Here is a 25,641-nt window from a genome sequence, read left to right as displayed (position 1 = left end):
TGATCGCCTTACTCCGCCGCCACGGCGCGGCCGTCCTCGAACACCGGCACATCCATCGCCGGCAAGGTCGCCTTGCCCCGGATCAGGTCCGAGGCCCGCTCCGCGATCATGATCGTCGGGGCGTTGGTATTGCCGCCCACCAGGGTCGGCATGACCGAGGCGTCGACGACGCGCAGGCCTTCCAGCCCCTGGACCTTCAGCTGGTCGTCGACCACCGCCAGCGGATCGCCCGCCGCGCCCATGCGACAGGTGCCGACCGGGTGATAGATCGTCTCGGCCTTGGCGCGGATCCAGGCGTCGAGGTCGGCGTCGGACTTCACATCCGCGCCCGGCGCATATTCGGACTCGCGATAGGGATCGAAGGCGGCCTGGGCCACCGTCTCGCGGGCGATGCGGACGCCCTCGCGGATGGCGCGGCGGTCCTCGTCCGTGGCCAGATAATTGGCCAGGATGGTCGGATCCGCGAACGGATCGGCCGAGCGCAGGCCGACCTTGCCCCGGCTCTCGGGACGCAGCTGGCAGACGTGCAGGGTGAAGCCGTCCTTCTCGACCACGACCTTGCCGTGGTCCTGCATGATGGCCAGCACGCCATGGATCTGCAGGTCCGGCCGGTCGAGATCGGGGCGCGACTTCAGGAACGCGCCACTCTCCAGGAACTGCTGCCGGCCCAGGCCCTTGCCGAAGACCATGTAGTTGAGGCCAACACCCAGCTTGTTCAGGCCCTTGTTGGCCGAATAGGCGGTCTTGAGGTTCTTGGTGGTCCACGAGACGCAGACGTCCAGGTGGTCCTGCAGGTTGGCGCCGACACCCTTGGACTCGTGGACGACGGCGATCCCATGCGCCTTCAGGTCGTCCGGCGCGCCGATGCCCGAGAGTTGCAGGATGTGCGGCGACTGTACCGCGCCGGCGCTGAGCAGCACCTCGGCGTCGGCATAGGCGGTCTTCTTCTCGGCGGCCTTGCCGACCACATAGTCGACGCCGACCGCGCGGCCCTTCTCGACGATGATCCGCGTGGTGCGGGCCTCGGTCACGCAGGTCAGGTTCGGACGCGACAGGGCCTGGCTGAGATACGCCATGGCCGCGCTCCAGCGCTTGCCGTCGTGGATGGTCAGGTCGTAGGGTCCGAAGCCCTCCTGCTGGAAGCCGTTGAAGTCCTTGGTCGTCTTGTAGCCCGCCTGCCGGCCGGCCTCGACCAGGGTCCCGTAGAAGGGGCTGTCGCTCTCGCCCTTCGACACGCGCAGCGGGCCCGCCTCGCCGTGATAGGCGTCGCCGCCGGCATGGTGATGCTCCGAGCGCTTGAAGTACGGCAGCACCTCCGAATAGGACCAGCCGGACAGGCCCATCTGCCGCCACTGGTCGTAGTCGCGCGCATGGCCGCGGATATAGATCATGCCGTTGATGGCGGAGGAGCCGCCCAGGCCCTTGCCGCGCGGCCACCACAGTTTCCGATTGTCCAGGTGCGGCTCGGCCTCGGTCCAGAAGCCCCAGTTCTGCTCGCCCTTGTCCTTGATCAGCTGGCCGACGCCAGCCGGCATCTTGACCAGGATCGAGCTGTTCTTGCCGCCGGCCTCCAGCAGCAGGACCTTGATGTTGGGATCTTCCGTCAGCCGCGCGGCCAGCACGCAGCCGGCCGAACCGGCCCCGATCACGATGTAATCAAAGCGTTCGCTAGCCATGGCCCCGACGCCCTCCCTCGAAGGTTATCATTGTTAAGGCAGAGAGTGGTCCGGCTTCGCCCGCCGCGCAAGGCTGACAAAAGGTTCACGTAACGTAACGCGAGTGGGGCTTCCACACTCAACCCAAATAGAGTTACATACTACCTATGGACGAAACGGAGCGTGGTTCGCCCGCACCGTCCCGCCGCGACATGACGCCAGTTCGCGGCGGGTCTTCTCGCGCTCGCGTGCCCTGCGCGAGGAGCGGGAGCGCCGCCTCGCATCCCCCCAAGCGACGGGGCGGCGCTCCCAACGTTCCTCAGAAGCTGTCATCCCGGCCAAGCGCGTCAGCGCGCCGAGCCGGGACCGCCGGAAGCTCTGAGTCTGTTGCGGTCCCGGGTCTACGCTGCGCTCCGCCCGGGATGACAGCTATTCAGCGACTTCTCTCAGGTCGCGGACGTAGCGCTTCCAGTTCTCGACATAGTGCAAGGCCGAGCCCTGCAGGATCATGGTGTGGTGCTCGCTGACCTCGCGCACCATCTTGCCCGGCGCGCCCATCACCATGGAGTTGTCTGGGATCTCCTTGCCCTCGGTGATCAGGGCCCCGGCGCCGATCAGGCAGTTCTTCCCGATCTTGGCCCCGTTCAGCACGATCGCGCCGATGCCGATCAGCGAACCATCACCGATCGTGCACCCGTGAAGCATCACCATGTGTCCGATGGTCACGTTCGCGCCGATGGTCAGGGGAACGCCAAGATCAGTGTGGAGAACCGAGCCGTCCTGGACGTTGCTGTTCTCGCCGATGGTGATCGGATCGTTGTCGCCGCGCACGATCGCGCCCCACCAAATACTGGCGTTCTTCTTGAGAATCACATTCCCCATCACACTCGCCGTCGGCGCGATCCAGTATTCACCTTGTGCGGGAAGCGTGGGCGTTGCGGCGCCTAGGGAATAGACAGTCATCCGTATGCCTCGTTTTCTTGGGCGCAATCTTCAGATTAACGCCCTGGAAACCATGTTGCCCCATTGTAGTCAGGCGATTCGAGAGGGAACATTCCTCAAGCGGGAATCATTTTTCTCTCGTGACGGGTCGGGGGCGACCTCCGCCGACGACCCTCCCGCTACGAAGACGAGGTGTCGCTCTTGGCGTTTCGGCGTACAGCATCGCCCCCTGGAACTTCCCTCGGAGGAAGCTCTCCCGAGCCGCCCCGACGCGCACGCGCCTTCGTTTCCATCCAGCTCACATCCAAGGACGACGCCTCACGGCCTCGTCCTTTTTTCATGCCCCAATGGAGGCTTTGATGACCAAGCGAGCCCTGAAGCGAATGGCGCGTGAAGGCGCCTATGAGAGCACTGGCCAATATGACGACTCGAAAGTGCGTCGTCTGCCGGTCGATCACCGCGGCGGCTGGTCGCCCCTTTCCGAGGATGGGGGCGCGAGAGGCGAGAGTCGGGATCAGAGCTACCTAAAAACCATAAAACCGAAATCGCCGGGCCAGGCTCAGTTGATGGAAGCCATCGACGAGAAGAACCTGATCATGGCCCTGGGTCCGGCCGGCACCGGCAAGACCTACATCGCCATCTCCAAGGCCGTTGAGGCCCTGGAAGCCGGCCGCGTCGGCCGCATCGTCCTGTCGCGCCCCGCCGTCGAGGCCGGCGAATCGATCGGCTACCTGCCGGGCGACATGGAAGACAAGCTGGCCCCGTATCTGCGTCCGCTCTACGACGCCCTGACCGACCGCCTGTCGGTCAAGCGCATGCGGGCCCTGATGGCGGAGGGCGCCATCGAAATCGCCCCGGTCGGCTTCATGCGCGGCCGCACCCTCAACAACGCCTTCGTGGTGATCGACGAGGCCCAGAACTGCACCTACATGCAGCTGAAGATGCTGCTGACCCGCCTGGGCTGGAACTCGACCATGGTCGTCACCGGCGACCCGAACCAGTCGGACCTCCTGCCGGGCATCTCGGGCCTGGCCGACGTGGCCGCCCGCTTCGACGAGGTCTCCAACATCGCCGTGGTCCGCCTCGCCGACCGCGACATCGTCCGTCACCCGCTGGTCGCGGAGATGCTGGGCGTCCTCTGATCCTGTCGGGCTGAACCAACGGGGCCGCTTCGTCAGACGACGGAGCGGCCTTTTTTGGTGCGTTTTCACTTTACATCACCCCAGGGTTGAGGGAATTTGATCTTCTTCTTTAGGCTCAGGAAGGACAGGTCATGATCAAGCGTACGACCCTCGCGGCCTTCGCCTTCGCCAGCCTCGCCGGCGGCGCCCTCGCTCAAACCCAGCCGACGCAGTCCGCGCCGACCTATACGCCGGACATGCGTGCGACCGCTCTTCTGCCCCAGAGCCTCATGTTCGAAAGAACGGCGCAGGGCCTGTACTGGAAGCAGGTGATGACGGATCGCGCGCACCTGAAGGCTTCGCCTGAAGAATGGCGCCGCGCCGAACTGGCCGCCAACCTGATCAACGCCAACCAGTGCAACAACGCCTATAAGCTGGCCATCGTCGAGCTGGACGATCGTCTGGCGGAAAACGTCAAGGCGACCTGCACGGGGCGGTCGCACCGCTAGCGGCCTCTTCGCGAGGCGTTTCCAAGCGAATTCTCCTGCTGTCGGCGATTTGACTTACTTCGCGCTGCGTTGGCTTCACGCAACGTTGGCGCCGCGCTCCGCCCCGTCGAGGAACGTGAGCGTCGCGCCCGCGTCGCGGAAAGCCGATCCGCGATGGCCGGCGTGACGCCACTGTTCGGCCTTTTTGGTGCGTTTTCACTTTACACCACCCCAAGGTTGAGAGAGCGTGACCTTCTTCAGGCTCAGGAAGGAACGGTCATGTTGAAACGCTCGGCCCTCGTGGCCCTCGCCTTCGCCAGCGTCGCTGGCGGCGCGGTCGCCCAAACCGAAACCCAACCCTCGCAGACCACGTCGCTGCCGCCCATCGACCGCGCCCAACCGTTGCTGCGGTCTTCCGTCACCGGCGACCTGTACCCGCAATTCTTCTACTGGCGTCAGGCCATGACGGATCGCTCGCAACTCAAGGCCTCGCCGGTGGAATGGAGCCGCGCCAAGCAGGCCGCAGACCTGATCAATTCCAACCAATGCGCAAGCGCTTACAAGCTGGCGGTGGTCGAGAACGACATTCGCCTGGCGGAAGGCATCAAGGCGGTCTGCAAGAACCAAAGGCCGGAATAACGCGAACCGGCGCGGTTCGTTAAAATCGAGACTTGAGTTTGAGGCGGTCGGACGTGCAAGGTCCGGCCGCCTTAATAGTTTTTTGGACATGTTCATGGCCGACACCGAAGCGCCGCGCACAGAATTGACCCTCCGAGGGATCATACTCGGCGTCCTGATCACCCTCGTCTTCACCGTGGCCCAGGTCTATCTGGGCCTCAAGGTCGGCCTGACCTTCGCGACCTCGATCCCCGCCGCCGTCATCTCGATGGCCCTGCTGCGGGCGTTCAAGACCTCGACCATCCAGGAAAACAACATCGTCCAGACCATCGCCTCGTCGGCGGGGACCCTGTCGTCGGTGATCTTCGTGCTGCCGGGCCTGTTGATGATCGGCTGGTGGGCGAACTTCCCCTATTGGCAAGTCTTCGGGGCCTGCGCCGCCGGCGGCATCCTGGGCGTCATGTACTCCATCCCGCTGCGCCGGGCCCTGGTCACCCAGTCCGACCTCCCCTACCCCGAGGGCGTCGCCGCCGCCGAGGTGCTGAAGGTCGGCTCGTCCTCGCGCGAAGGCGCCGAGGAAGGCAAGGCGGGCCTGTTCGCCGTGACCGTCGGCGCGATCACGTCGGCCCTGTTCGCCGCCCTGGCCGCGGCCAAGGTGTTCGCCGCCGAAGTGTCCGGCTTCTTCAAGGTCGGCGCCGGCGCGACGGGCCTGGGCGCCTCGGCCTCGATGGCCCTGATCGGCGCGGGCCACATCATGGGCGTCACCGTCGGTGTCGCCTTCATCGTCGGCCTGATCATCGCCTGGGGCATCGCCACGCCGATCCTGACCTCGCTGGCCCCGTGGACCGGCGACGTCGCCGCCCACGCCGTCTCGGTCTGGAAGAACCAGGTCCGCTTCATCGGCGCCGGCGCGATCGGCGCCTCGGCGATCTGGACCCTGGGCAAGCTGGCCGTTCCCGTCTGGCGCGGCCTGATGGCCGCCCTGGAAGCCGGCCGCGCCCGCAAGTCGGGCGAAGGCGCCATCCCGCGCGTCGAGCAGGACATCCCGATCAACATCGTCGGCCTGGTCACCCTGATCGTCCTGGCCCCGGCTGGGTGGATGCTGTTCCACTTCCTGTCCGGCGGTCCGCTGGCCGGCCTGGCCGCGCCGCTGGTGCTGGCGGGCGTGGCCTTCGTGGTCGTCGCCGGCCTCTTCGCCGCCGCCGTCTGCGGCTACATGGCCGGCCTGATCGGCGCCTCCAACAGCCCCGTCAGCGGCATCGCCATCCTGTCGATCCTGGGCGCCTCGCTGATGATCGGCGCCATCGGCCACGCGGTCACCGGCCCGAACGTCGACACCGCCCTGATCGCCTTCGCCCTGTATGTCACCACGATGATCATGGCCGTGGCCGTGATCGCCAACGACAACCTGCAGGACCTGAAGACCGGCCAGTTGGTCGACGCCACGCCGTGGAAGCAGCAGGTGGCCCTGATCATCGGCGTCGCCGCCGGTTCGGCCGTCATCCCGCCAGCCCTGGAGCTGATGAACCGCGCCTGGGGCTTCGCCGGCGCGGCCAACCTGCAAGCCGTGGCGGCAAATCCGCTGCCCGCCCCGCAGGCGACCCTGATCTCGACCCTGGCCAAGGGCGTGATCGGCGGCCAGCTGGAGCTGCCGATGCTGAGCGTCGGCGTGCTGGTCGGCATCGTCCTGGTGATCATCGACGAGACCCTGCGCAAGACCTCCGGCAACAAGTACGCCCTGCCGCCCCTGGGCGTGGGCCTGGCCATCTACCTGCCCAGCGCCGTGACCGCCCCCGTGGTGATCGGCGCGGTCGGCGGCTGGCTGTACGAGAAGTGGGTCCGCAAGGGTCCGAACGCCGAGGGCGCCGAGCGCCTGGGCGTCCTGGCCGCTTCGGGCTTCATCGTCGGCGAGAGCCTGTTCAACGTCGCCTATGCCGGCCTGATCGTGGCCACCAACAAGGACGCGCCCCTGGCCGTCCCGTTCGCCCCGTCCGAGGGCGTCGGCATGATCTTCGCGGCCATCGCCGGGATCGGCCTGCTGGTCTGGCATTATGTCTGGGCCAAGGGTGCGGCGGCGCGCGCGGCCAAGGCCGGGTAGATCACGGATGTTGAAGGTCTGGGGTCGCCGCTCCTCCTTCAACGTCCAGAAGGTGCTGTGGCTGGTGGGGGAGCTTGGCCTTCCCCACCAGCACATACCCGCCGGCGGCGACCACGGCGGGCTCGACGATCCCGACTTCCTGACCCTGAACCCGCATGGACGGGTTCCGGTCATCGACGACGACGGCGTGGTCGTCTGGGAATCCCACGCCATCCTCCGCTACCTCGCCGCCCGACACGGCGGCCCCGACTGGTGGCCGACCGAGCCCGCCGACCGCGCCAGGGCCGACGGTTGGATGGACTGGGCGCAGACGGCCCTACAGCGCGACTTCCTGACGGGCGTGTTCTGGGGCTGGTACCGGACGCCACCGGAGCAGCGCGACATGGCGGCCGTCGACGTCGCCCTCGCCGCCTGTGCGCGACACTTCACCCTGCTCGATACAGTGCTGGCCGATCGGCCGTTCCTGAGCGGCGACGCGCCGAGCCTGGCGGACATCCCGGTCGGGACGCACCTCTATCGCTATTACGAACTCGAGATCGATCGGCCGCCCACACCGAACGTCGAGGCTTGGTATGCGCGGCTGCGCGAGCGGCCCGCCTATCGCGAGCACGTCATGATCCCGTTCGACGAGATGAAGGGGCGGCTGGCGTACTAGGCCGCTGCCAGGATCGTGAACACCACGTCCCGTCGGCCCCGATACCCCAGCGACTCGTAGAGCCCGATGGCCGTGGCGTTGTCGGCGTAGCTGTGCAGGAAGGCCTTCTCGCCTCGCTCAAGGATCTTGGCGGTCACCTCGCGCAGCAGGCGGGCGGCATAGCCCTTGCCGCGATGGTCGGGATGGACGCAGACGCCGCTGGCCTCGGTGTAGCCGTCGGGCCGCATCCGCTCGCCGGCCATGGCGACCAGCTGGCCGTCGACGCGCACGCCGATGAACTCGCCCAGCTGGTGGGTGCGGCCGAAGAACGGACCCGGCTTGGTCTGGGTGGCCAGGGCCAGCATCTCGGCCGCGTCGGCGTCGCCGAGGTCCAGCATGTCGAAGGCAACGTCCCAGGCCGGCGCGACCTCGACGGCTTCCATCTGCAGGCACAGGGCGCTGGAGAGAACTTGCGTCCCCGGAACCGGCGGCGGCGCGGCGGGCTCGACCAGGCCCACCGTGCCTTGCGCCCGCACCAGCTCGCCCAGGGCCGCCAGGCTCGCCGGGCTTTCGTCCACCGTCCCGGCGAACAGGCCGAAGTCCGGGTGCATCCGCAGCGCTCCGCCATGGTGGACGGCCAGATGGCTCTGGCGACCGGTCAGGGTCGAATAGGCGGGGCGGTCGAGAACGTGGGCGGTCATGCGCCCATTCAAGCCGGACAGTACGCCGCGATCAACGCCTTCACGGCGCCGACGACCGCCTTGGCCGGCTTGTCGTCGCCGTCGAACATCTGGCTGGAGGTGAAGACCCCCTCGATCAGCAGCATCATGGCGTCGCCCAGCCCCTTGGGGTCGGACGCCCCCATCTGGGCGGCCTTGGCGTGCAGGCGATCGCGCAGCAGCTGCTTGTGCTCCTGTGAGACCTGGCGGCCGGCATGCTGGCGGTCGGGATATTCGACCACGGCGTTGGAGAGATTGCAGCCGCGATAGTCGTCGCCGCCGGACCGGTCGGCCAGGCCCTGGAAATAGGCGATCATCTGGGCCTTGGGGTCGTCCGGATACAGCGCCTCGGCGGCCTCGAAGCGATCCCAGAACCCGACCTCGACCTCGCGCAGCACGGCCGCGACCAGCTCGTCCTTGGACTTGTAGCTGCGATAGAGACTGGGCTTGGTCACGCCGGCGCGGGTGACGATCTCATCGACCCCCACCGCGCGGATACCCTCGCGATAGAACAGCTCGCGCGCCGTCTCGAAGATGCGGTCGGCGGCGCGCGGGGTCGAACCGTAAGGCCCGGCGAGGATCTCTTCTGGTGTTCTCTTGGACATTTTCAGATATCGCGCTTGACGATGTTACTTACCGGTACGTATACATCCAATCAACCCCGTACCGATCGGTTACATCCCTGCAAGCCTGAGAGACGACATGCCGACCGCACACCGCCGGCCCTTCGGCCAGAACTACGCCTTCGTGGTCGCCGGTGCGATCTTCCTTGCGCTCCTATCGGCCGCTGGCCTCAGGGCCGCGCCGGGCGTGTTGATCCTGCCGCTGGAAAAGGCGTTCGGCTGGGACCGCGCCTCGATCTCGGTGGCCGCCGGCATCGGCATCTTCCTGTACGGCCTCACGGGTCCCTTCGCGGCGGCGCTGATGCAGTCGTTCGGTCTGCGCAAGACCGTGACCCTGGCCCTGCTCTTGATGTCGGTCTCCACGGGGCTATCGGCGTTCATGAGCCAGTCCTGGCAGTACGTGGCCACCTGGGGCGTCATGGCCGGGGTCGGCAGCGGCGCGGTGGCCATGGTGCTGGGCGCGACGGTGGTGAACCGCTGGTTCGTCGCCCGGCGCGGGGTGATGATGGGCCTGCTGGCGGCCTCGACCGCGACCGGCTCGCTGATCTTCCTGCCCGGCATGGCCCTGATCGCCGACCACGGCGGCTGGAAGCCGGTGGTGCTGACCGTCTCGCTGGTCGCCCTGATCCTGGCCCCGTTGATGTGGCTGCTGATCCCCGAGCGCCCCTCGGACGTGGGCCTCAAGCCCTACGGCGCGCCCGATGACTATGTCGCCCCCGCCCCGGTCAACGGCGCCAACGCCCTGGCCTACGCCTTCCAGGCCCTGGGCCGCGCGGCCAAGACCCGCACCTTCTGGCTGCTGTTCCTGGGCTTCTTCATCTGCGGCCTGACCACCAACGGCTTGGTCGGGGTGCACATGATCGCCTTCTGCGGCGACCGGGGCATGCCCGAGGTCAAGGCCGCCGGCCTGCTGGCGCTGATGGGGCTGTTCGACCTCTTCGGCACCACGGCCTCGGGCTGGCTGAGCGACCGCTACGACGCCCGCAAGCTGCTCTTCGTCTACTACGTGCTGCGCGGCCTCTCGCTGATCTACCTGCCCTTCTCGGACTTCTCGGTAGTGAGCTTATCGGCGTTCGCGGTGTTCTACGGCCTGGACTGGCTGGCGACCGTGCCGCCGACCGTGCGCCTGGCCAGCGAGGCGTTCGGGGACCGCGACGGCCCCATCGTGTTCGGCTGGATCGCGGCGGGCCACCAGATGGGCGCGGCCACCGCGGCGATCGGCGCGGGCGTCATCCGCGCTAGCCAAGGCCAGTATGTCGAGGCCTTCATCATCGCGGGCACGGCGGGCCTGGTGGCGGGTGTGGCGTCCCTGATGATCCGCCGTGTGGTTCCGAAGGCGGTAGCGGCCTAGTCGCCCCACGGGTTGAACATCGGTCCACCCCAAGCCTCGAAGTCTCGCACGTTCCGCGTGACCAGGGTCAGGCCATGGACCTGGGCGGTGGCGGCGAGAAAGGCGTCGATCTGCGGCATGGTTCGGCGGGCGAGCTCCGCCGCTCGTCGAATGCGCGCCTGGGTCAATGCGATCTGACTATCGACCGGCAATATCCGATCGCCGAAATCGACGAGCACGCTGTTCAACCATTGACGCAGCTCATGAGACTTTCGGCCAACCGCGAGACGTTCAACGCCGTAGCCGGCTTCCGCCAAGCTGACGGTGCTGATGAAAAGCGTCGAGGGCGATTGGGCCTTCGACCAAGCGCTGACGGCAGGATGCGGCGACTGCTTGATGGCGTCCGACAGGACGTTGGTGTCGAGAAGAAACATCAGAACTCGATCACACGCCCCGGGTCCTTGTCCCGGGCGAACATCTCGTCGTGCTCTTCGTCGCTTAGGATCTGGAAGCGGGAATCGAGCCAGCTCGCTCCAGGCTCAGCGACGCCTTGCGGCTGGCTGAGCCGCCGATAGTCTTCGGCCGACACGATGACGACCGCGTCCTTGCCGTTCTTGGTCAGGTGCTGTGGGCCTTGCGTACGCGCCCGTTCAACCACTTCGCTGAACTTGGCCTTGGCTTCCGCCAGGCTCCAACTGCCATCGGGCATGACGCCCTCCACCTCGAAAAATGACCACTATGACCAGAGTAGTCAAAGTGGTCATTTTTTCAAGCGACAGCTTAGTCCAGATCTTCGGCCAGGATGGCCATCTCGAACATGAACGAGCCGTCCTCGTCCTCGTCCTGGAAGACGACGCCGATGAATTCACCGGCCACTTCGACCTCGGCCGAGTCCTTCTGCTTCGGACGCGGCTTCACCTGGATGTGCGGGTTGCCGAAGGTGCGCTTCAGGTGCTTTTCGAGCTTGGCGACGGTCGTGGCGTCCACGGGGGGCCTCTTGTTCTGGGGGAGCGCCCGGGAGCGCGTTATCCGCGCGAAACTAGCGCCCGGGGCGAGAGTCGCAAGCCGCTTCCGGCGGATGAGGTGTGGACGCTCCTTCGGCGACCAGCCAATCGCGGAAAAGCAGAGCCTCGTCGGTGGCCCCGTCGGACGGAGTCAGGGCCACGATGCTGGTCTTGCCGGCCGTGAATCCCAACGGCGCGACCAGGCGTCCGCTGGCTAGGTCGCGTTGCACGAAGGCCCACGGGCCGATCGCCACGCCGAGCCCGGCGGCGGCGGCTTCCAGCATGTAGAAATAGTGGTCGAACTCCTGCGTGCTGACCGGCGCGGGCAGACCGTCGACCTCGAAGTTGCGCGCCCAGTCGGACCAGCTTTCCAGGAAGGTGCGGGTCAGCAGACGCGGCAGGGCGCAAACGCGCTCCAGCGTCGCCGGTCCCCCGGCGGCCAGCTCCGGCGACATCACCGGGCCGTGGAAGTGCGGCATGAACGGCGTGGTCTCCGCCGGGTCGGTTCCCAACTCCTGAGGCCGGCGCATGCGGATGGCCAGGTCGATGCCGTCATCGCGGAAGTCGAACGGCCCGTTGGACTCCGCGACCCGCAACGGGATGTCCGGATGCGCGGCCTGGAAGGCCGGCAGGCGCGGGATCAGCCACTTCATGGCGAAGGTCGGCAGGCACGAGACGACCAGGGGGCGCGGTCCAACCTGGACCGGACGCGGCACGGCGGCCTCGATCTGGTCGAAGGCCGGCGACAGGGCCTGGGTCAGCTTGAGGCCCGCTTCGGTCATGCGCAGGCGCGAGCGCGGCCCTTCGGTCAGGGCGACGCCCAGGTGCTCTTCCAGCTGGCGGATCTGACGGCTGACCGCGCCGTGGGTCACGCACAGCTCGTCGGCCGCCAGCGTCATGCGCCCATGCCGACCGAACGCCTCGAAGGCGCGCAGGGCGTTCAGCGATGGCAGGTGGCGACGGGCCATGTGAAGAAACCTCACAGAAGGCCGACCGATAAGTCGTTATCCGGGCAAGCGCAACCAGGGGATAGTCGCGCGCATGTCACCCGCCGCTCCTTCCCGCATCACCCTCCCCCAGGTTCTGGCCGTGATGGCGATCTGGACCGCCGTCATCTACGGCCTCGCGCACCAGCAGCCTGCGGAAGCGGAACAAATCTCACTGAAGACGAAAACGCCGGCCTGCGCGAAAGGCTGAATAGAGAGCAAAGGCTCTCAAAGCCCGCTTTCCTGGGCCTTGTGCCCAGGACCCATGGTTCAGCGGGCATTGCGTTGGGATTCAGCCTCGGCCGACCGCCCCGAAAATCCGGCGAGCCAAGTTCGCCCTCGGGCATGGGTCCTGGGCACAAGGCCCAGGAAGGCGAAGATATTTGTCGGAATGAAAACAGACCCCAGAAAAGGGTTGGGCCCCAGCGGCGTCTCGCCAGCTGGGGCCCGGGTCCGCCCACTAGGTCGGGGGGGCGTAGAGGGGCGGACGTGAGATAAACGCCATCCCCCGAACGCGGTTCCGCCGCCTATCTGGGTGTCGTCAATTTTATTTCGAAGAGCTTCGGCCAGAGCTTCCCGGTGACGAAAAGCCGGTCCTGGGCGGCGTCGTAGGCGATGCCGTTCAGCACGTCGTCGCGGGTCCCGGTGACGCCGGCTTCCTTGAGCAGACCCGCCAGTTCGATCCAGGCGATGACATTGCCGGTCTTCGGGTCGATGCGGGCGATGCGGGTGGTCTGCCAGACATTGGCCAGCAGCTCGCCCTTCACATATTCCAGCTCGTTGAGGTTCCGCACCGGCACGCCGTGGTCGGTGACCTCGATGCGACCGGTCTCCTTCAGGGTGTCCGGATCCAGGAAGCGGATGAACGAGGTGCCGTCGCTCATGATGATCCGCTTGTCGTCGCGGGTCAGGGCCCAACCCTCGCCCGGATAGCTGAACTCGCCGATCCGCTCGAAGCTGTTGATATCGTAGATGAAGCCGATCTCGTTGGTCCAGGTCAACTCGTAGAGCCGGTCCTTCCAGTCGACGATGCCCTCGCCGAAATAGCGGCTGTCGACCATGCGCTCGGCCTCGGAGGCGCCGGTTTCCAGGTTCCATTTGCGGATGAACGAGCGCCCGGCCAGGCCGGTGCTCTCGAACATGAAGCCGTCGCGATAGAACAGCCCCTCGGTGAAGGCGTTGGTGTCGTGGGCGTAGGCCTTCACGACCGTGTAGCCGCCGACCGGAGCCGAAGCCGACCAGGCGGGCGCGCTTACGACGAGAGCGGCCGCGAACGCGAGGCCGCCCAGGTTCCGCAGGAAAGTGCCCACGGGCTTAGATTTCGTACGAATAGACGGTCTCGGCCAGGGTGTGGTCCATGGTCCGGGCCGGTTCCTCGCAGGTCGGGCAGTTGACCAGGCGCGCGGGCACGCCGGCGGCCGTGCAGTGGGCCGGCACGGGGCGCAGCACGACCGAGCCCGAGGCGATCTTGGCGTAGTCGCCGATGGTGATGTTGCCCAGCACCTTGGCGCCGGCGCCCAGCAGGACGCCCTTGCCGATCTTGGGGTGACGATCGCCGCGATCCGCGCCGGTGCCGCCCAGGGTCACGCCATGCAGCATCGAGACGTCGTCGCCGACCACCGCGGTCTCGCCGATGACGATGCCGGTGCCGTGGTCGATGAACACGCCCTTGCCGATCTTGGCGGCCGGATTGATGTCGACCTGGAAGACCTCGCTGGAGCGGCTCTGCAGGTAGAAGGCCAGGGTCTCGCGCCCCTCGTTCCACAGCCAGTGCGACACGCGGTGGGTCTGCAGGGCCAGGAAGCCCTTGAAGAACAGGAATGGCTGGACATAGCCCTTGCAGGCCGGATCGCGCTCGAACACCGCCTTCAGGTCGGCCTCGGCCGCCTCGACGATGGAGGGATCGCTTTCGAAGGCGTCGGCGGCGAACTCGCGCGCCGTCATCGCCCGCATCTCCTGGTCGCCCAGCTTGCGGGCAAGCTGGAAGGTCAGGGCGTCGGCCAGGTTGTCGTGGCTCAGGATCACCGCGTTGAGCAGCGAGGCCAGGGCCGGCTCGTCCTTGGCGGCGTGTTCGGCCTGGTTGCGCAGGGCGACCCACACGGGCGTGTCGGTATCCGGCGTCACCACTTCGAGATGCTTGGCCATCGGGCTCTCCCTTCCCAGCAGGCGGTACTCATAGAGCATCTTCAATGAAGATGCTCCTACTAGCCGACGAACGCCGGTTTCTAAAGGATGAGAGCCGCCAGATCGCCCGGCAGTTCCCCTCGCACCGCCATATGGTGCGTCCGGAGTAGTAACGCCACCGTAATTGCGTCGGGCATGTGGCCGGCGGTCGCCGCGTCCAGCGCTTCGCGGAACGGGACACGGGCGACGGCCAGGTCCTCCGTCTCGTCCGGCGCGGTCCGCGTAGGGGTCAGATCCATGGCCAGGAAGCCGTAGGCGAGCTCGTCGGTGACCGAGTTCGAGAGCTCCATCTTCAGGATCAGGCGCCAGTCGGCGGCCTGGAGCCCGACCTCCTCGGCCAGCTCGCGCTTGGCGCCGTCCAGCGGGTCTTCGCCGTGCGGCGCGCCGCCTTCGGGCAGTTCCCAGCTGTAGTTGGCGAGGCTGAAGCGGTTCTGGCCGACCAGGGTCACCGTGCCGTCGTCATGCAGCGGTACGACGCCGATCGCCTGGTTCTTGAACCCGACCTTGCCGTACAGCGCCGGCCGGCCCGTGGGCGCGATGGCCTGGTATTCGGTCAGGGTGATCCAGGGATTGTCGTAGACGACCTGGCTGGACGAGACGCCCCACGGCTTGCCGTGCGGTCTCAGCCAAGCGGGCTTGCGGTCAGGCGTATCGGACATGGGGCTCCGAACTTATAGGCTGGGCGCGGTATTTATCGGGCGCGGATGGTTCCATCCGGCTCGGCTAGGCCCTACCTGAGCGGGCTTACAGATTTTCGGAGATGACGTCTTGGCCGGTTCCGTTCCCCCCGCCCCCGAATTTGGCCAGACCCTGCCGATCGCGGCCTCGCCCGAGGTCGTCGCGTTCCTGGCCAAGCGCCGCTCGGCCAGCGCCATGAGCCTGACCGCGCCGGGGCCGGACGACGCCCAGCTGGCCGAGCTGCTGCGCATCGCCGCCCGCGTGCCCGACCACGGCAAGCTGTCGCCCTGGCGCTTCGTGATCCTGAAGGGCGAGGCCAAGGACGTCTTCGCCGAGCGGATCACGGAACTGGCCGACAGCCAGGCCAACCCGACCAAGGCCAAGGCCGCCCTGCGCAAGCTGACCCGCCCGCCCGTCTGCGTGGCCGTGGTCTCGCGCTTCGTCGAGGGCGAGATCCCCGAGTGGGAGCAGCGCCAGAGCGCCTCGGCCGTCTGCCACCAGATGCTGCTGGCCGCCTCGGCGTTGGGCTGGGGCGCCAACTGGATCACCGACTGGTACAGCTACGACCCGCGCGCCACGGCGATCCTGGGCCTGGCCGAAGGCGAGCAGGTGGCCGGCTATCTCTATCTGGGCACGTCGAGCGAAGATCCGCAGGAGCGCGTGCGCCCCGACGTGGCGGCGATCACCAGCGCGTGGAGCCCGACCTAGGGTCGGAACGTTGGCTCAGGAGTAGCGAGGACACGACGATGGCGCGACGCAAGGATCCCTGGACGAGTCTCGCCTTCGATAGCTGGTCGCTGGGGCTGGAAGCCTCGACGGTCATCGGCCTTCGCATCATGAAGCTCGCCGCCGGCGGCCCGGCCGCCCAGGCCGAGGCGGAGCTGATGGTGAGTGAGAAGGTCACGGCGGGCATGATGCTGCCGATGCTGGCGATGACAGGACAGCTGGGGGCGAGCGGGCCGGCAGTGGCCGCGGGCTCGCTGGCGCATCTGCGTAAGAAGGTTCGGGCGAACAGGCGACGGCTGGCGAAGGGATGATCGCGGCGCCGAAACCTCGCCCTTCGACAAGCTCAGGGTGAGGTTTCTACTGAACCCATCGAGCCAACAGTAGTCCTCACCCTGAGCTTGTCGAAGGGCGAGGACGGACCCTCACACCTCTTCCAGGCACGCCAGCCCCAGCCGCGACTGCACCGTCTTCACGTAGGTCGGCCCCACCGGCACGGCGACGCCGTCGCGCAGCACCAGCGCGATCAGTCCCTTGCCCAGGCGGTTGACCGCCTCGACCCGGTCAGGGCTGACAAAGGCCGAGCGGTGGACGCGGATCATCTTGGCCGGGTCCAGGCCCTGCTCCAGGGCGCTCATGGTGATGCGGTGGATGTGGCTGCGGGTGGCCGTGTGCAGCAGGACATAGTCCTTGGCCGCCTCGATCCAGTCGATCTCGCTGACCGCCACGCGCACATGGCCCTGGCGGGTCGCGACCCAGATGCCGTCCAGGTCGTTCTCGCGCGCCGGGGCGGCGGCTTCGGCCTGCTGTTCGTAGGCCTTCTGCAGGGTCCGGCGGCGACGGGCCCGCTCGACGGCCTGGCGCAGGCGGTCGAAGCGTACGGGCTTCAGGAGGTAGTCGGCGGCCTCCACCGCGAAGGCGTCGGCGGCATAGACCTCGAAGGCGGTGACGAAGACGATCTCGGGCCGGGTCTCGGCCTGCAGCTCCGACGCCAGGGCCAGGCCGCTGAGCTCCGGCATCTGGATGTCGAGCATGACGAGGTCGGGCGACAGCTCGGCGATCGCCTGGGCGGCCTCGCGGCCGTTGCGGGCCACGCCGACCAGCTCGGTGTCCGGGATCTGGGCGAACAGGGCCGACAGGCGCTCCAGCGCCGCCGGCTCGTCGTCGACCAGCAGGACCTTCAGCTGCATCACGCGGCCCTCGGCTTGAACAGTTTCACGACCTCCAGCCGCAGCGGGATGCGCAGCAGCACCAGGAAGCCCCGCTCGCGCGCAGCGGCCTGCAGCAGGCCGCGAGCGCCGTACAGCACTTCCAGCCGCTGGCGGACATTGGTCAGGCCCACGCCCATGCCCTCCACCCCATTGGCCATTTCCTGGCCGGCGGGCTCGCCATCGTCCTCGACGATGACCACCAGGTCCTCGCCGTCTCGCGACGCCTCCAGGCGGATCGTCACCGGCCGGCTGGTGCGGGCCACGCCGTGCTTGACGGCGTTCTCGATCAGCGGCTGCAGCACGAAGCTGGGGACCAGGGCGTTGCGCAGTTCGTTCGGGCACGAGAATTCCACGCCCAGGCGGTCGCGGAACCGCACGCTCTCGATCTCGAGATAGGCCTGCAGCGTGGCCAGTTCATCCTCCAGCGGGATCATCGCCTCGGGATCGGCCGCCAGGGTCAGGCGCAGGAAGTCGGCCAGCCGCGCCAGCATCGACTCGGCCTCGTCGTTGCGGCCGGTGATCACCGACGAGGAGACCGCGTTCAGGGTGTTGAACAGGAAGTGCGGATTGAGCTGGTAGCGCATGGCCGCCAGGCGCGCGGCGCTGGCCTGGGCCTCGGCGGCCAGGGCGGCGGCGCGGGCGTCGGCCAGCTGCCGCTCGTTCTCGCGCGCCACGCGGACGGCGATCATCATCAGATAGAGCGCGCCCAGCAGGGCGTACATCCAGGCGCCCAGCAGAAACTGGCTGACGCCGCGCGCGATCATCACCCGGGGCAAGGGATGCGCGCCATCGAGCAGGGTTCGGAAGTAACCGCCGATGACGAAATCCGATACCGAGAGCACGACCGCCATGACGAGCACCGTCGGGACCATCGCGACGAACCGCACCGGGCGGTCGTCCTGCGGCGTCCGGGCGGCGCGGAGGTAGATCACCCCCGACAGCAGCGCGCCCAGGCCCATGAACACGAAATGGCTGGCGACCAGCCCCGGCGCGGGGGTCTTGGCGGCGGCGAGATAGGGCAGCCAGAACAGCAGCGTATCCAGCCCCCACAAGCTCAGTGTGAGAAGCAGCGCCTGCCTGAAAAGGTCCGACTTCAGCCCGACGTCGATATCTTTCATGGTCGCAGTCTAGCCGAAACGGCGCCGAACGCAGCCCGCGTCCGCCGCACCAGCGTCGGCTTTCGTCGCTCCGCCGCAGCCTCGCGCCCGCCCGTCGCAGCGTGCGCGACGCGAGACGCGGGGCAGGCCATCAAGTGGGCGACCTTCCTGGACGTTCAGAGCGTCCCTACCCTTTCCCTCATTCGGACGGGGACGCCCTACCGCCATTCCCAAGGGCGTTCGGGAAGGTCGCTCTTCGCTGGAGCCCCAGGATGAAGCTCGGCTACCTGGCGGCCCTTCTGCTGCCGCCCAGAACGCAAAAGGGGCGCGCCCCGCAGAACGCGCCCCCTTCGATGGTCAAGCAGCCCTTTTTTGATCGTCTCGGCGATCAGCCCCGGCCGCGATAGGGCGCCACGCCCTGGTCCGGGACCCACAGGCCTTCCGGCGCCGGGCCGGTCTGCCAGAAGACGTCGATCGGAATGCCGCCGCGCGGATACCAGTAACCGCCGATGCGCAGCCAGCGGGGCTGGGCGATCTCGACGATCTTGCGCGCCACCTTGACCGTGCAGTCCTCGTGGAACGAGCCGTGGTTGCGGAAGCTGGTGAGATAGAGCTTCAGCGACTTGCTCTCGATCAGCCAGTCACCCGGCGCATAGTCGATCACGAGGTGAGCGAAGTCCGGCTGGCCGGTGACGGGGCACAGCGAGGTGAATTCCGGCGCGACGAAGCGGGCCAGATAGAGCACGTCGTGCTGCGGATTGGGCACGCGCTCGAGGACGGCGACCTCGGGATTTTCCGGCGCGTCGACGACTTGGCCCAGCTGGGTGACATTCAGATCGGTCATCGCCGCGATTTAGGCCTCACGAGCTCAAGAGACAAGCCGCACGCGCCTCGCTACAACGTCGCAAACAGTTGTTCGCCAAATGGCGCGGGGAGGATGCGATGCGGGACTTCGACGGCTTCACGGTGGTGATCACGGGCGCTTCGACGGGTCTGGGCCGGGCGATCGCGGTCGAGGTGGCGCGACGGGGCGCGGGCCTGGTCGTCGTCAACTACGCCAGCAGCGCCGACGAGGCCGCCGAGACCGCTCGCCTGGTCGAGGCCGAGGGCTCCAAGGCCGTTCTGGTCCAGGGTGACGTCGCCAACGACGAGGACTGCAGGAAGATCGTCGCGGCCGCCGAGCCCACGGGCCGCATCGACGCCCTCTTCAACAATGCCGGCATGACGAAGTTCGCGCCAAACCACGCCGACCTCGACGCGGTGAACGCCGAGGACTTCCTGCGGCTCTATTCGGTCAATGTGGTCGGCGCCTTCCAGATGGTGCGGGCCGCCCGCGCCCTGCTGGAGGCCGCGCCTTCGCCGGGCGCCGTGGTCAACACCGCCTCGATCGCCGGCGTGATGGGCAACGGCTCGTCGGTGCCCTACGCCGCCTCGAAGGGCGCGATGACCACCATGACCCTGTCGTTGGCCAGAGCGCTGGGTCCGCGCATCCGCGTCAACGCGGTCAATCCAGGCTTCATCGACACCCCGTGGTTCAAGAACCTGCCCGACGACTCGATGGAACGCCTGCGGGCCGGCGCGGCGGCGGCCACGCCGCTGAAGGTCGCCTCGAAGCCCGAGGACATCGCCGGCGCCGCTGTCTTCCTGGCCTCGCCCGCCTCGCGCCACGTGACGGGTGAAACCTTGCTGGTCGACGCAGGGCTGCACCTCGGGGGCGCAAGCCTTTCTATGCGGTAAAGCAACAGCCAAGCCGGATTCGCTTTTCAGGCGCCTGTTGCATGCCTGCGCACGTTCTGAAGCATAATCGTCACACTCGGCCCAAAGTTTAGGCGCCTGGCGCCCTTCTCGCTGGCGTTCGGAGTCCTCGGATTGCAACTAAGGGCGGGTCCCCGACTAATCGGTCGGGGACGCAATGCGCTTGCAGGCGCCGTCGGAGCTCGGGAACCAACCCGGGAGACGACACAGATAAGGGGATAGAACCAATGAAAGCCATGAAGATCGCGCTGGCCGCCGCCACCGCCACCGTCGCCCTGTCGGGCGCCGCGATGGCCGAGGAGCTGAAGCTCTCGTACAATGTCGGCGTCACCAGCGACTACGTTTTCCGCGGCGTCAGCCAGACCCAGGAAGATCCGGCCATCCAAGGCGGCATCGATCTGTCCTCGGGCATCGTCTATGCGGGCGTCTGGGCCTCGAACGTCGACTTCGGCGCCTCCGACCCGACCGCTGAAATCGACCTGTACGCCGGCATCAAGCCGACCGTCGGCGACACCTCGTTCGACTTCGGCGTCTATTACTACGGCTACGTCGAAGACAAGGGCCTGACCCCCGGTCAGTTCGGCTACTTCGAAGCCAAGGGCGCCGTCTCGAAGGCCTTCGGCCCGGCCACCCTGGGCGCCGTCGTCTACTGGTCGCCGGAATATCCGGGCAAGGGCGGCAACTCGACCTACATCGAGGCCAACGCCGCTCTGCCGATCGCCGAGAAGCTGACCCTCTCGGGCGCCGTCGGCCACCAGGCCATCAAGAACTACGGCGACTACAACACCTGGAACGTCGGCGTGTCGTACGCCCTGACCGACAAGCTGTCGGCCGACCTGCGCTATCACGACACCGACGAACACAACTACGGCAAGATCTACGACAGCCGCATCGTCGTCGGTCTGAAGGCCGCGTTCTAAGCCTTACCGCTTGGATCGAAGGATCAGCCGCCCCGGTTCGCCGGGGCGGCTTTTTCTTTGGGCCGTCCTCGCCCTTCGACAGGCTCAGGGTGAGGACTACTGCTCGCTCGGCGCTTCAGTAGAAACCTCACCCTGAGCTTGTCGAAGGGCGGGGTTTCGGTTCCTAAGCGACGGGCGCCTTCGGCGGCCGCATCGCCAGCACCGCCACGAACACCACCGCCGTCACCGCCGCGAACAGCTGGAAGGTGGGCGAGAAGCTCCCCAGCCGGTCGCGCATGGCCCCGGCGATGAACGGCCCCGCCGCCGAGACCGCGCCGACCAGGCAGGTCAGCGAGAAGAGCTCCAGATTGCTCTGGCGGCCGTAGTAGTTCAGCAGCAGCACGGTGACGGCCAGGACGGTGAGGCCAAAGCCCACGCCCGTGCCGATGGCGTAGACCAGCATCAGGGCCGGATTGGCCGCCTGGGCCAGGGCCAGCAGGCCGACGACCAGCATCCCCTGCGCCAAGATCAGCAGCCAGCGCGGATCGACGCGGTCGCCCAAGGCGCCGCCAGCCAGGCGGGCCAGGGTCTGCATCAGCGATTCCAGGCTGAGCATCTTGGCGGCCAGAGCGGCGGCGGCCACGGCGGCGATCCCGGCGGCGATCCCCAGCTCGGTCAGGTGCGAGACCGAGACGCTGGCCACGGTCACCCCGACCAGCAGGTGCGAGAAATAGGCCGCGACCAGGATGTAGAACTGCGGGGTGCGCAGGGCCTGGGGCACGGTCCATTCGTGGGCGGTGCGGTAGACGCGGGCGTTGGCCGGCGCCTCGCGGGCCTCCTGCTCGACCTCCAGATCGACCTCGTGCGCCGCTTCGGCCAGCCACTTGGTCCCACCGACCATCATCGCGCAGACCAGGCCGACGATGGCGGCCAAGGCCGCCTGGACGATCCAGTAGAGCCGCCAGTCGTCACCGCTGGCGCCCATCAGCGACAGCGCCATCCACGGCCCGGCCGCGCCGCCCAGGGAGCCAAAGGTGAAATAGACGCCGAACGGCAGGGCGCGCTTGCGGAACAGCGACGAGAGGACGTGCGTCCCGGGGATCAGCGCCGCCATCTGGAAGCCCACGCCACAGGCGGCCGCGCCGACATAGTAGCTGAGCAGGCTCTCAGAATTGGCCAGCCCCAGGAAGCCGCCCGCCAGCACGGCCGCGCCGGCCAGCAGGGTCCCGCGCACGCCGATCCGCCGGATCAGGATGGCCGGCAGCCACGACGAGGCGCCGGTGAAGACGCCTAGCACCGAGAACCCGAGGAACGCCTGCTCGAAGCTCCACTTCAGCTCGCCGATCATGGCCGGCAGCACCACGCCCAGCGAGCCGTAGGTCGAGGCGGTGATCAGGAACAGCAGCAGGCTGAAGCCCGCCAGCAGCAGCCACGGGCGGAAGCGGTCGTGGGAGTCGGTCAAATCAGAACGTCCGCTTCAGGGTGGCCCGCCACTCCCTTCCCTTGCCCGGCAAGGCGCCGAGGTTGGCGTAGGTGTCAGCGTCGGGGGTGAAATAGAACTTGTCGAACAGGTTATCGACATTGACCGACAGAGTGTAAGGCCCCCGGTTCACGAAAGCGGAGGCGTTGACCAGGCTGTAGGCAGGATAGCGCACCGCGTTCTGCACGGTGCCCGCCGTGCGACTGACATGGCTGACGCCCAGCGTCGCGCCGGCCTGGCCCCAGTCGTAGCCCTTGCTGGTGTAGGTGCCGTAGAGACTCACCACCGACTTCGGGATCAGGGTGTAGGCGTAGTCGCCGCTCCGGCCCGGTAACCCTGCGAAGCTCCACACCACGTACGAGCCGCCATAGGCCTGCGCGCCCGGGACGCCGGCGGTGTAGGCCGGAATGTACTGGAACGAGGTGTCCGGCCCCTTCACCGTCGTGCGCTGGCTGTTGCCGGCGAAGGTGAAAGACAGGCGCTCGGAGGCAAGCCAGCGGACCTCGACCTCGACGCCCTTGGCGCGCGTGCCCTGCACGGTCGGCGGGGCGATGGCGCCGGCGATCTGGGTGCGGTTCTGCTTGTAGGCGGCCAGCGAGCCGATCAGGGTCCCGCGCAGCAGCTGGAACTTCACGCCCGCCTCGGTCAGGTCCGAGCTCGACAGCCACGAGCCGTCGGCCACCAGGTTGGGGGCCAGATCACCGGCCTGGCTCATCTCTAGGGCGGCGGCCTTGGCATAGCTGACATAGGGCATCAGGCCGATCGGCAGCTTGTAGGTCAGGCTGGCGCTATAGGTGGCCTTGTTGCGGTCGTCCGCCTGCTGGCCGGCGACGACATAGCTGAGGAAGCCGATGTCCTGGCTCTCGACGCTGTAGTGGTCCCAGCGCCCGCCGAGGACGAGGTTCAGGCGGCCGACGTCGATGTCGGAGGTGACGAACACACCGGTCTGCTTCCAGGTCGAGCGGTTGTCGTTCTCCCACTTCAGGCCGATGCCGCCAGCCTCGGTGTCGAACGGGCTGTCGATGGTATCGGTGGGCGTGGCGCCGAAGGCGATGTCGCGGCGGTCCAGGGCGATCAGGCCGCTGTTGTAGCTCTCGCGCCGACGGCCCTCGAACCAGCGGTGCGAGCCGCCGACCAGGGTGCGGGCGCTCGCCGCGCCGAAGGTCGTCGGGAAGGCGTAGGTCAGGCGGACTTCGCTGACCTCGGCGTCGACCGCCGAGGGATAGCCGTACGAGACGAAGCGCTTGTTGTCCTGGCGGTCGTGGAACAGCTGCAGCTTGATCGAACGGTCCTCGCCCAGGTCCTTGGCCAGGTCGAAATAGAAGGTCTGGGTGTTGGTCTTCGAGAAGTCGGCCGGGCTGATATAGACCGTGCGGCGATCCAGCTTCGTCGTGCCCACGCCCGTATCCAGCGTGTGGTTCGCGTCGCTGCTGTAGAAGCCGTAGTACGGGATGTAGAGCGCGCTGGCGTAGGGGTAGAAGCCGACCTCGTTGGGCGTCAGCTTGCCGTTGCCGTCGGCGTCCTTCAGCGTCGTGTCGCGCCCGGTGATGTAGGTGCGGTTGTCGATCAGGTCCTGGGTCAGGCGGTTCCAGCCCGGCGTCTGCACGTCGCCGCTCGAATGGAACAGCATGCCGCCGAAGGCCGCGCTCCAGCCGTTGCCGAGATCGAAGTCGGACGACACCTCAAGCGTCTGGTGACGCGGATAAATGCCCTTGTAGTAGCTATGGCTGTCCTCGACCTCGCCATAGACGTAGAGGCCGCCCTCGGCCTTGCCCAAGCTCACGGGCGCGCCGAACTGGCCGGTGACCAGCTTCTTGTTGTAGCTGCCGAAGGTCGCGGTGATCTCGCCTTCCGGCTCGGCCAGGAAGCGGCCTTCGTCGCGGGCCGATTTCGGGATGAAGTTGACCAGGCCGCCGACCTTGCCGGCGCCGTAGACCGGCGTGGGCGGGCCGCGCAGGATCTCGATGCGCGCCGCGCCGCCGATCGGGGTCGAGTAGGTGCCGCGGTTCTCCACCCGCTTGAAGCCGCGGAAGTAGTTCTCGGCCAGGGTGCCGCGGATGTTGAGCGAGCCGGGCACGCCGTAAAAGCTGGCGGTGTGGGTCCCCGGCGAGACCTTGGTCGCGCCGTCCAGGGTCAGGACGCCGTAGCGCTCCAGGGTCAGGTCGCTGACCAGGCTGGCCGAGCGCGGCGTCTCGATCAGCGGCTTGTCGATGCCGAAGACCGTGTTGCTGGGCTGTTTTTCGATCAGCCCTGCCTTGTCGCGCGCCACGATCACCACGGCGTCGACCTGAGAGGCTACCTGGTCTTCCGCCAAGGCGGGAACGGCGGTCATGGTCGAGAGCGCCAGGATACTGGCGGACAGGAGAGCGCTTCTGGACGGCATCTTGGTCGGAACCTTCACGCCGCCGGGTGGGGAGTTCCCGGCGGTCTAGGTTCCGATATCTGGGGATGCACTCGCGTTCGTCAAAATGCCTTCTGACATTTCAGATTGAATTGCGAAGGTGCTGTGGCGGGAAAGTCGCAGCTTACGTAAGGGTCAGGTCAGGCGGCGCCGACGTGCGGTCGAGTCTGGGCCTCGGGCTGCACGTTGAGGATGCGGAGCATGGCGTTGCGGGAGGCCTCGGCGTCGCGGCTGGCGATGACGCGGGCGACCTCGCGATGCTCTTCGATCTCGTCCAGCAGCTCCTGCTCGGTGGCCCCGTTGAACGAGAACACCCAGAAGCGGGCGGCCTTGTGCTGCAGCGGGATCAGTATCCGGGCCAAGGCCAGGTTGCCGGAGGCGCGAGCCACCAAGGCATGGAAGCGCAGGTCCATGGCCACCAGGGTCGGCAGGTCGCAGGTCCGCGCGGCCTCCTCCCCTTCGGCGAACACGTCGTACATGGCCTGGGCCTCGGCCTTGGAGGCGTGCTTGGCGGCCAGGCTGGCGCAGTGCGGCTCGATCAGCACCCGGGCGTCGTAGCCCTGGCGCAGCTCGACCAGATCCAACGGCGAGACCGTGGTGCCCGAGCGGGCGCGGCGGATGATCAGTCCTTCCAACGCCAGACGACCGAGGGCGTCGCGCACGCCGGCCAGGCCGGTGTCGTAGTGGGCGGCCAGCGACTGCTCGTCCAGCCGCGCCCCGGCCGGCAGCTCGCCCAGGATCAGGTCCAGCAGGATGCGCTCATAGACCTTGGTCTTCTGCAGGTCCGGCGACCAGTCCTCGAGCCCCGAGGAGTTGGCGACGTCGAGCACCAGAGTGCGGGAGGCGGGCGATTTCAACGACGGCGGGGCCATGCGGGGTCCGTGAGCGGCGGTCGCTGATAGGTAGTGTGAAATGTTAGAGGTTGCTAGCTCCCCTTCTCCCCTTGCGGGAGAAGGTGTCGCCAGAGGCGACGGATGAGGGGTCGCGCAAACAGA

Annotated in this window: 29 protein-coding genes; 12 read left to right on the top strand and 17 right to left on the bottom strand. The window is 67.4% G+C overall.

Going from position 1 to position 25,641, the window contains the following annotated elements:
• Positions 1–8: 8 nt before the first annotated feature.
• Positions 9–1,676 (bottom strand): choline dehydrogenase, encoded by a 1,668-nt coding sequence (locus tag AC07NN_RS05140; RefSeq protein WP_494638097.1) that lies wholly within the window; start codon positions 1,674–1,676, stop codon positions 9–11.
• Between the two features lie 408 nt (positions 1,677–2,084).
• A complete protein-coding gene (locus AC07NN_RS05135) occupies positions 2,085–2,618 on the bottom strand; it encodes a gamma carbonic anhydrase family protein (protein WP_494638095.1) in 534 nt (177 codons plus the stop codon).
• A gap of 180 nt (positions 2,619–2,798) precedes the next feature.
• Here AC07NN_RS05135 and AC07NN_RS05130 point away from each other — a divergent pair, with 180 nt between their 5' ends.
• The 6 genes from AC07NN_RS05130 to AC07NN_RS05105 all read left to right on the top strand — a co-directional run bounded on the left by AC07NN_RS05130 (position 2,799) and on the right by AC07NN_RS05105 (position 7,577).
• A complete protein-coding gene (locus AC07NN_RS05130) occupies positions 2,799–2,957 on the top strand; it encodes a hypothetical protein (RefSeq protein WP_494638093.1) in 159 nt (52 codons plus the stop codon).
• Positions 2,945–3,739, top strand: a complete 795-nt coding sequence (locus AC07NN_RS05125) for a PhoH family protein (protein WP_494638091.1) — start codon at positions 2,945–2,947, stop codon at positions 3,737–3,739. The genes AC07NN_RS05130 and AC07NN_RS05125 overlap by 13 nt, the downstream gene beginning before the upstream one ends.
• A gap of 131 nt (positions 3,740–3,870) precedes the next feature.
• Complete coding sequence (locus tag AC07NN_RS05120) at positions 3,871–4,227, top strand: hypothetical protein (RefSeq protein ID WP_494638089.1); 357 nt, start codon at positions 3,871–3,873, stop codon at positions 4,225–4,227.
• Positions 4,228–4,380: 153 nt separating this feature from the next.
• Entirely contained in the window at positions 4,381–4,845 is a 465-nt protein-coding gene (locus AC07NN_RS05115) for a hypothetical protein (protein WP_494638088.1), read from the top strand.
• An 88-nt stretch (positions 4,846–4,933) separates the two neighbouring features.
• Positions 4,934–6,922, top strand: coding sequence for an OPT family oligopeptide transporter (locus AC07NN_RS05110; protein WP_494638086.1), 1,989 nt, complete (start codon positions 4,934–4,936; stop codon positions 6,920–6,922).
• A 7-nt stretch (positions 6,923–6,929) separates the two neighbouring features.
• A complete protein-coding gene (locus tag AC07NN_RS05105; RefSeq protein WP_494638084.1) occupies positions 6,930–7,577 on the top strand; it encodes a glutathione S-transferase family protein in 648 nt (215 codons plus the stop codon).
• On the opposite strand, the gene AC07NN_RS05100 is transcribed toward AC07NN_RS05105, so the two are convergent.
• Together AC07NN_RS05100 and AC07NN_RS05095 are read right to left on the bottom strand one after the other, a co-directional pair.
• On the bottom strand, positions 7,574–8,257 hold the full coding sequence (locus tag AC07NN_RS05100) for a GNAT family N-acetyltransferase (RefSeq protein WP_494638082.1): 684 nt from the start codon (positions 8,255–8,257) through the stop codon (positions 7,574–7,576). The genes AC07NN_RS05105 and AC07NN_RS05100 overlap by 4 nt on opposite strands.
• 8 nt (positions 8,258–8,265) lie before the next feature.
• The gene (locus AC07NN_RS05095; RefSeq protein ID WP_494638080.1) at positions 8,266–8,880 is read right to left on the bottom strand and encodes a TetR/AcrR family transcriptional regulator; all 615 of its coding nucleotides are present in this window, start codon (positions 8,878–8,880) and stop codon (positions 8,266–8,268) included.
• Positions 8,881–8,977: 97 nt separating this feature from the next.
• Here AC07NN_RS05095 and AC07NN_RS05090 point away from each other — a divergent pair, with 97 nt between their 5' ends.
• A complete protein-coding gene (locus AC07NN_RS05090) occupies positions 8,978–10,249 on the top strand; it encodes an MFS transporter (RefSeq protein WP_494638078.1) in 1,272 nt (423 codons plus the stop codon).
• On the opposite strand, the gene AC07NN_RS05085 is transcribed toward AC07NN_RS05090, so the two are convergent.
• From AC07NN_RS05085 to AC07NN_RS05070, 4 genes are all read right to left on the bottom strand, one after another.
• The gene (locus tag AC07NN_RS05085; protein ID WP_494638076.1) at positions 10,246–10,662 is read right to left on the bottom strand and encodes a type II toxin-antitoxin system VapC family toxin; all 417 of its coding nucleotides are present in this window, start codon (positions 10,660–10,662) and stop codon (positions 10,246–10,248) included. The genes AC07NN_RS05090 and AC07NN_RS05085 overlap by 4 nt on opposite strands.
• Positions 10,662–10,937, bottom strand: coding sequence for a type II toxin-antitoxin system Phd/YefM family antitoxin (locus AC07NN_RS05080; RefSeq protein WP_494638075.1), 276 nt, complete (start codon positions 10,935–10,937; stop codon positions 10,662–10,664). The genes AC07NN_RS05085 and AC07NN_RS05080 overlap by 1 nt, the downstream gene beginning before the upstream one ends.
• A 71-nt stretch (positions 10,938–11,008) precedes the next feature.
• Complete coding sequence (locus AC07NN_RS05075) at positions 11,009–11,215, bottom strand: DUF3126 family protein (RefSeq protein ID WP_494638073.1); 207 nt, start codon at positions 11,213–11,215, stop codon at positions 11,009–11,011.
• Between the two features lie 52 nt (positions 11,216–11,267).
• Positions 11,268–12,200, bottom strand: coding sequence for a LysR substrate-binding domain-containing protein (locus AC07NN_RS05070; protein WP_494638071.1), 933 nt, complete (start codon positions 12,198–12,200; stop codon positions 11,268–11,270).
• A gap of 73 nt (positions 12,201–12,273) precedes the next feature.
• On the opposite strand from AC07NN_RS05070, the gene AC07NN_RS05065 reads away from it, so the two are divergent.
• Positions 12,274–12,429 carry a hypothetical protein gene (locus AC07NN_RS05065; RefSeq protein WP_494638069.1) on the top strand — a complete coding sequence of 52 codons (156 nt, stop codon included), beginning with the start codon at positions 12,274–12,276 and terminating at the stop codon, positions 12,427–12,429.
• A gap of 316 nt (positions 12,430–12,745) precedes the next feature.
• On the opposite strand, the gene AC07NN_RS05060 is transcribed toward AC07NN_RS05065, so the two are convergent.
• From AC07NN_RS05060 to AC07NN_RS05050, 3 genes are all read right to left on the bottom strand, one after another.
• Positions 12,746–13,528, bottom strand: coding sequence for a glutaminyl-peptide cyclotransferase (locus tag AC07NN_RS05060; protein WP_494638067.1), 783 nt, complete (start codon positions 13,526–13,528; stop codon positions 12,746–12,748).
• A gap of 4 nt (positions 13,529–13,532) precedes the next feature.
• Positions 13,533–14,363, bottom strand: coding sequence for a serine O-acetyltransferase (gene cysE, locus AC07NN_RS05055; RefSeq protein WP_494638065.1), 831 nt, complete (start codon positions 14,361–14,363; stop codon positions 13,533–13,535).
• 80 nt (positions 14,364–14,443) lie between these two features.
• Complete coding sequence (locus AC07NN_RS05050) at positions 14,444–15,061, bottom strand: NUDIX domain-containing protein (protein ID WP_494638064.1); 618 nt, start codon at positions 15,059–15,061, stop codon at positions 14,444–14,446.
• A 109-nt stretch (positions 15,062–15,170) separates the two neighbouring features.
• Here AC07NN_RS05050 and AC07NN_RS05045 point away from each other — a divergent pair, with 109 nt between their 5' ends.
• Together AC07NN_RS05045 and AC07NN_RS05040 are read left to right on the top strand one after the other, a co-directional pair.
• Positions 15,171–15,788, top strand: coding sequence for a nitroreductase family protein (locus AC07NN_RS05045; protein ID WP_494638062.1), 618 nt, complete (start codon positions 15,171–15,173; stop codon positions 15,786–15,788).
• 38 nt (positions 15,789–15,826) lie between these two features.
• On the top strand, positions 15,827–16,117 hold the full coding sequence (locus AC07NN_RS05040; RefSeq protein ID WP_494638060.1) for a hypothetical protein: 291 nt from the start codon (positions 15,827–15,829) through the stop codon (positions 16,115–16,117).
• 111 nt (positions 16,118–16,228) lie between these two features.
• On the opposite strand, the gene AC07NN_RS05035 is transcribed toward AC07NN_RS05040, so the two are convergent.
• The 3 genes from AC07NN_RS05035 to queF all read right to left on the bottom strand — a co-directional run bounded on the left by AC07NN_RS05035 (position 16,229) and on the right by queF (position 18,955).
• Complete coding sequence (locus tag AC07NN_RS05035) at positions 16,229–16,993, bottom strand: LytR/AlgR family response regulator transcription factor (protein ID WP_494638058.1); 765 nt, start codon at positions 16,991–16,993, stop codon at positions 16,229–16,231.
• Positions 16,993–18,132: a sensor histidine kinase gene (locus tag AC07NN_RS05030; RefSeq protein ID WP_494638056.1), complete on the bottom strand. Its 1,140-nt coding sequence runs from the start codon at positions 18,130–18,132 to the stop codon at positions 16,993–16,995. Before AC07NN_RS05030 ends, AC07NN_RS05035 begins: the two co-directional genes overlap by 1 nt.
• 367 nt (positions 18,133–18,499) lie before the next feature.
• Positions 18,500–18,955 (bottom strand): preQ(1) synthase, encoded by a 456-nt coding sequence (gene queF, locus AC07NN_RS05025; RefSeq protein WP_494638054.1) that lies wholly within the window; start codon positions 18,953–18,955, stop codon positions 18,500–18,502.
• Positions 18,956–19,053: 98 nt separating this feature from the next.
• Here queF and AC07NN_RS05020 point away from each other — a divergent pair, with 98 nt between their 5' ends.
• Both AC07NN_RS05020 and AC07NN_RS05015 read left to right on the top strand, forming a co-directional pair.
• Positions 19,054–19,848 (top strand): SDR family NAD(P)-dependent oxidoreductase, encoded by a 795-nt coding sequence (locus AC07NN_RS05020; protein ID WP_494638052.1) that lies wholly within the window; start codon positions 19,054–19,056, stop codon positions 19,846–19,848.
• 245 nt (positions 19,849–20,093) lie between these two features.
• Positions 20,094–20,786, top strand: a complete 693-nt coding sequence (locus AC07NN_RS05015) for a TorF family putative porin (RefSeq protein ID WP_494638050.1) — start codon at positions 20,094–20,096, stop codon at positions 20,784–20,786.
• A 163-nt stretch (positions 20,787–20,949) separates the two neighbouring features.
• Here AC07NN_RS05015 and AC07NN_RS05010 read toward each other — a convergent pair whose 3' ends face one another.
• The 3 genes from AC07NN_RS05010 to AC07NN_RS05000 form a co-directional block, all read right to left on the bottom strand.
• The gene (locus AC07NN_RS05010; protein WP_494638048.1) at positions 20,950–22,227 is read right to left on the bottom strand and encodes an MFS transporter; all 1,278 of its coding nucleotides are present in this window, start codon (positions 22,225–22,227) and stop codon (positions 20,950–20,952) included.
• Position 22,228: 1 nt separating this feature from the next.
• Complete coding sequence (locus tag AC07NN_RS05005; RefSeq protein ID WP_494638046.1) at positions 22,229–24,628, bottom strand: TonB-dependent siderophore receptor; 2,400 nt, start codon at positions 24,626–24,628, stop codon at positions 22,229–22,231.
• A 158-nt stretch (positions 24,629–24,786) separates the two neighbouring features.
• Positions 24,787–25,518, bottom strand: a complete 732-nt coding sequence (locus tag AC07NN_RS05000) for a GntR family transcriptional regulator (protein ID WP_494638045.1) — start codon at positions 25,516–25,518, stop codon at positions 24,787–24,789.
• Between the last annotated feature and the right edge of the window lie 123 nt (positions 25,519–25,641).

It is taken from the genome of Caulobacter sp. GW821-FHT09H08 (assembly GCF_059415885.1).
This window is presented reverse-complemented; position numbering and strand designations above follow the sequence as displayed.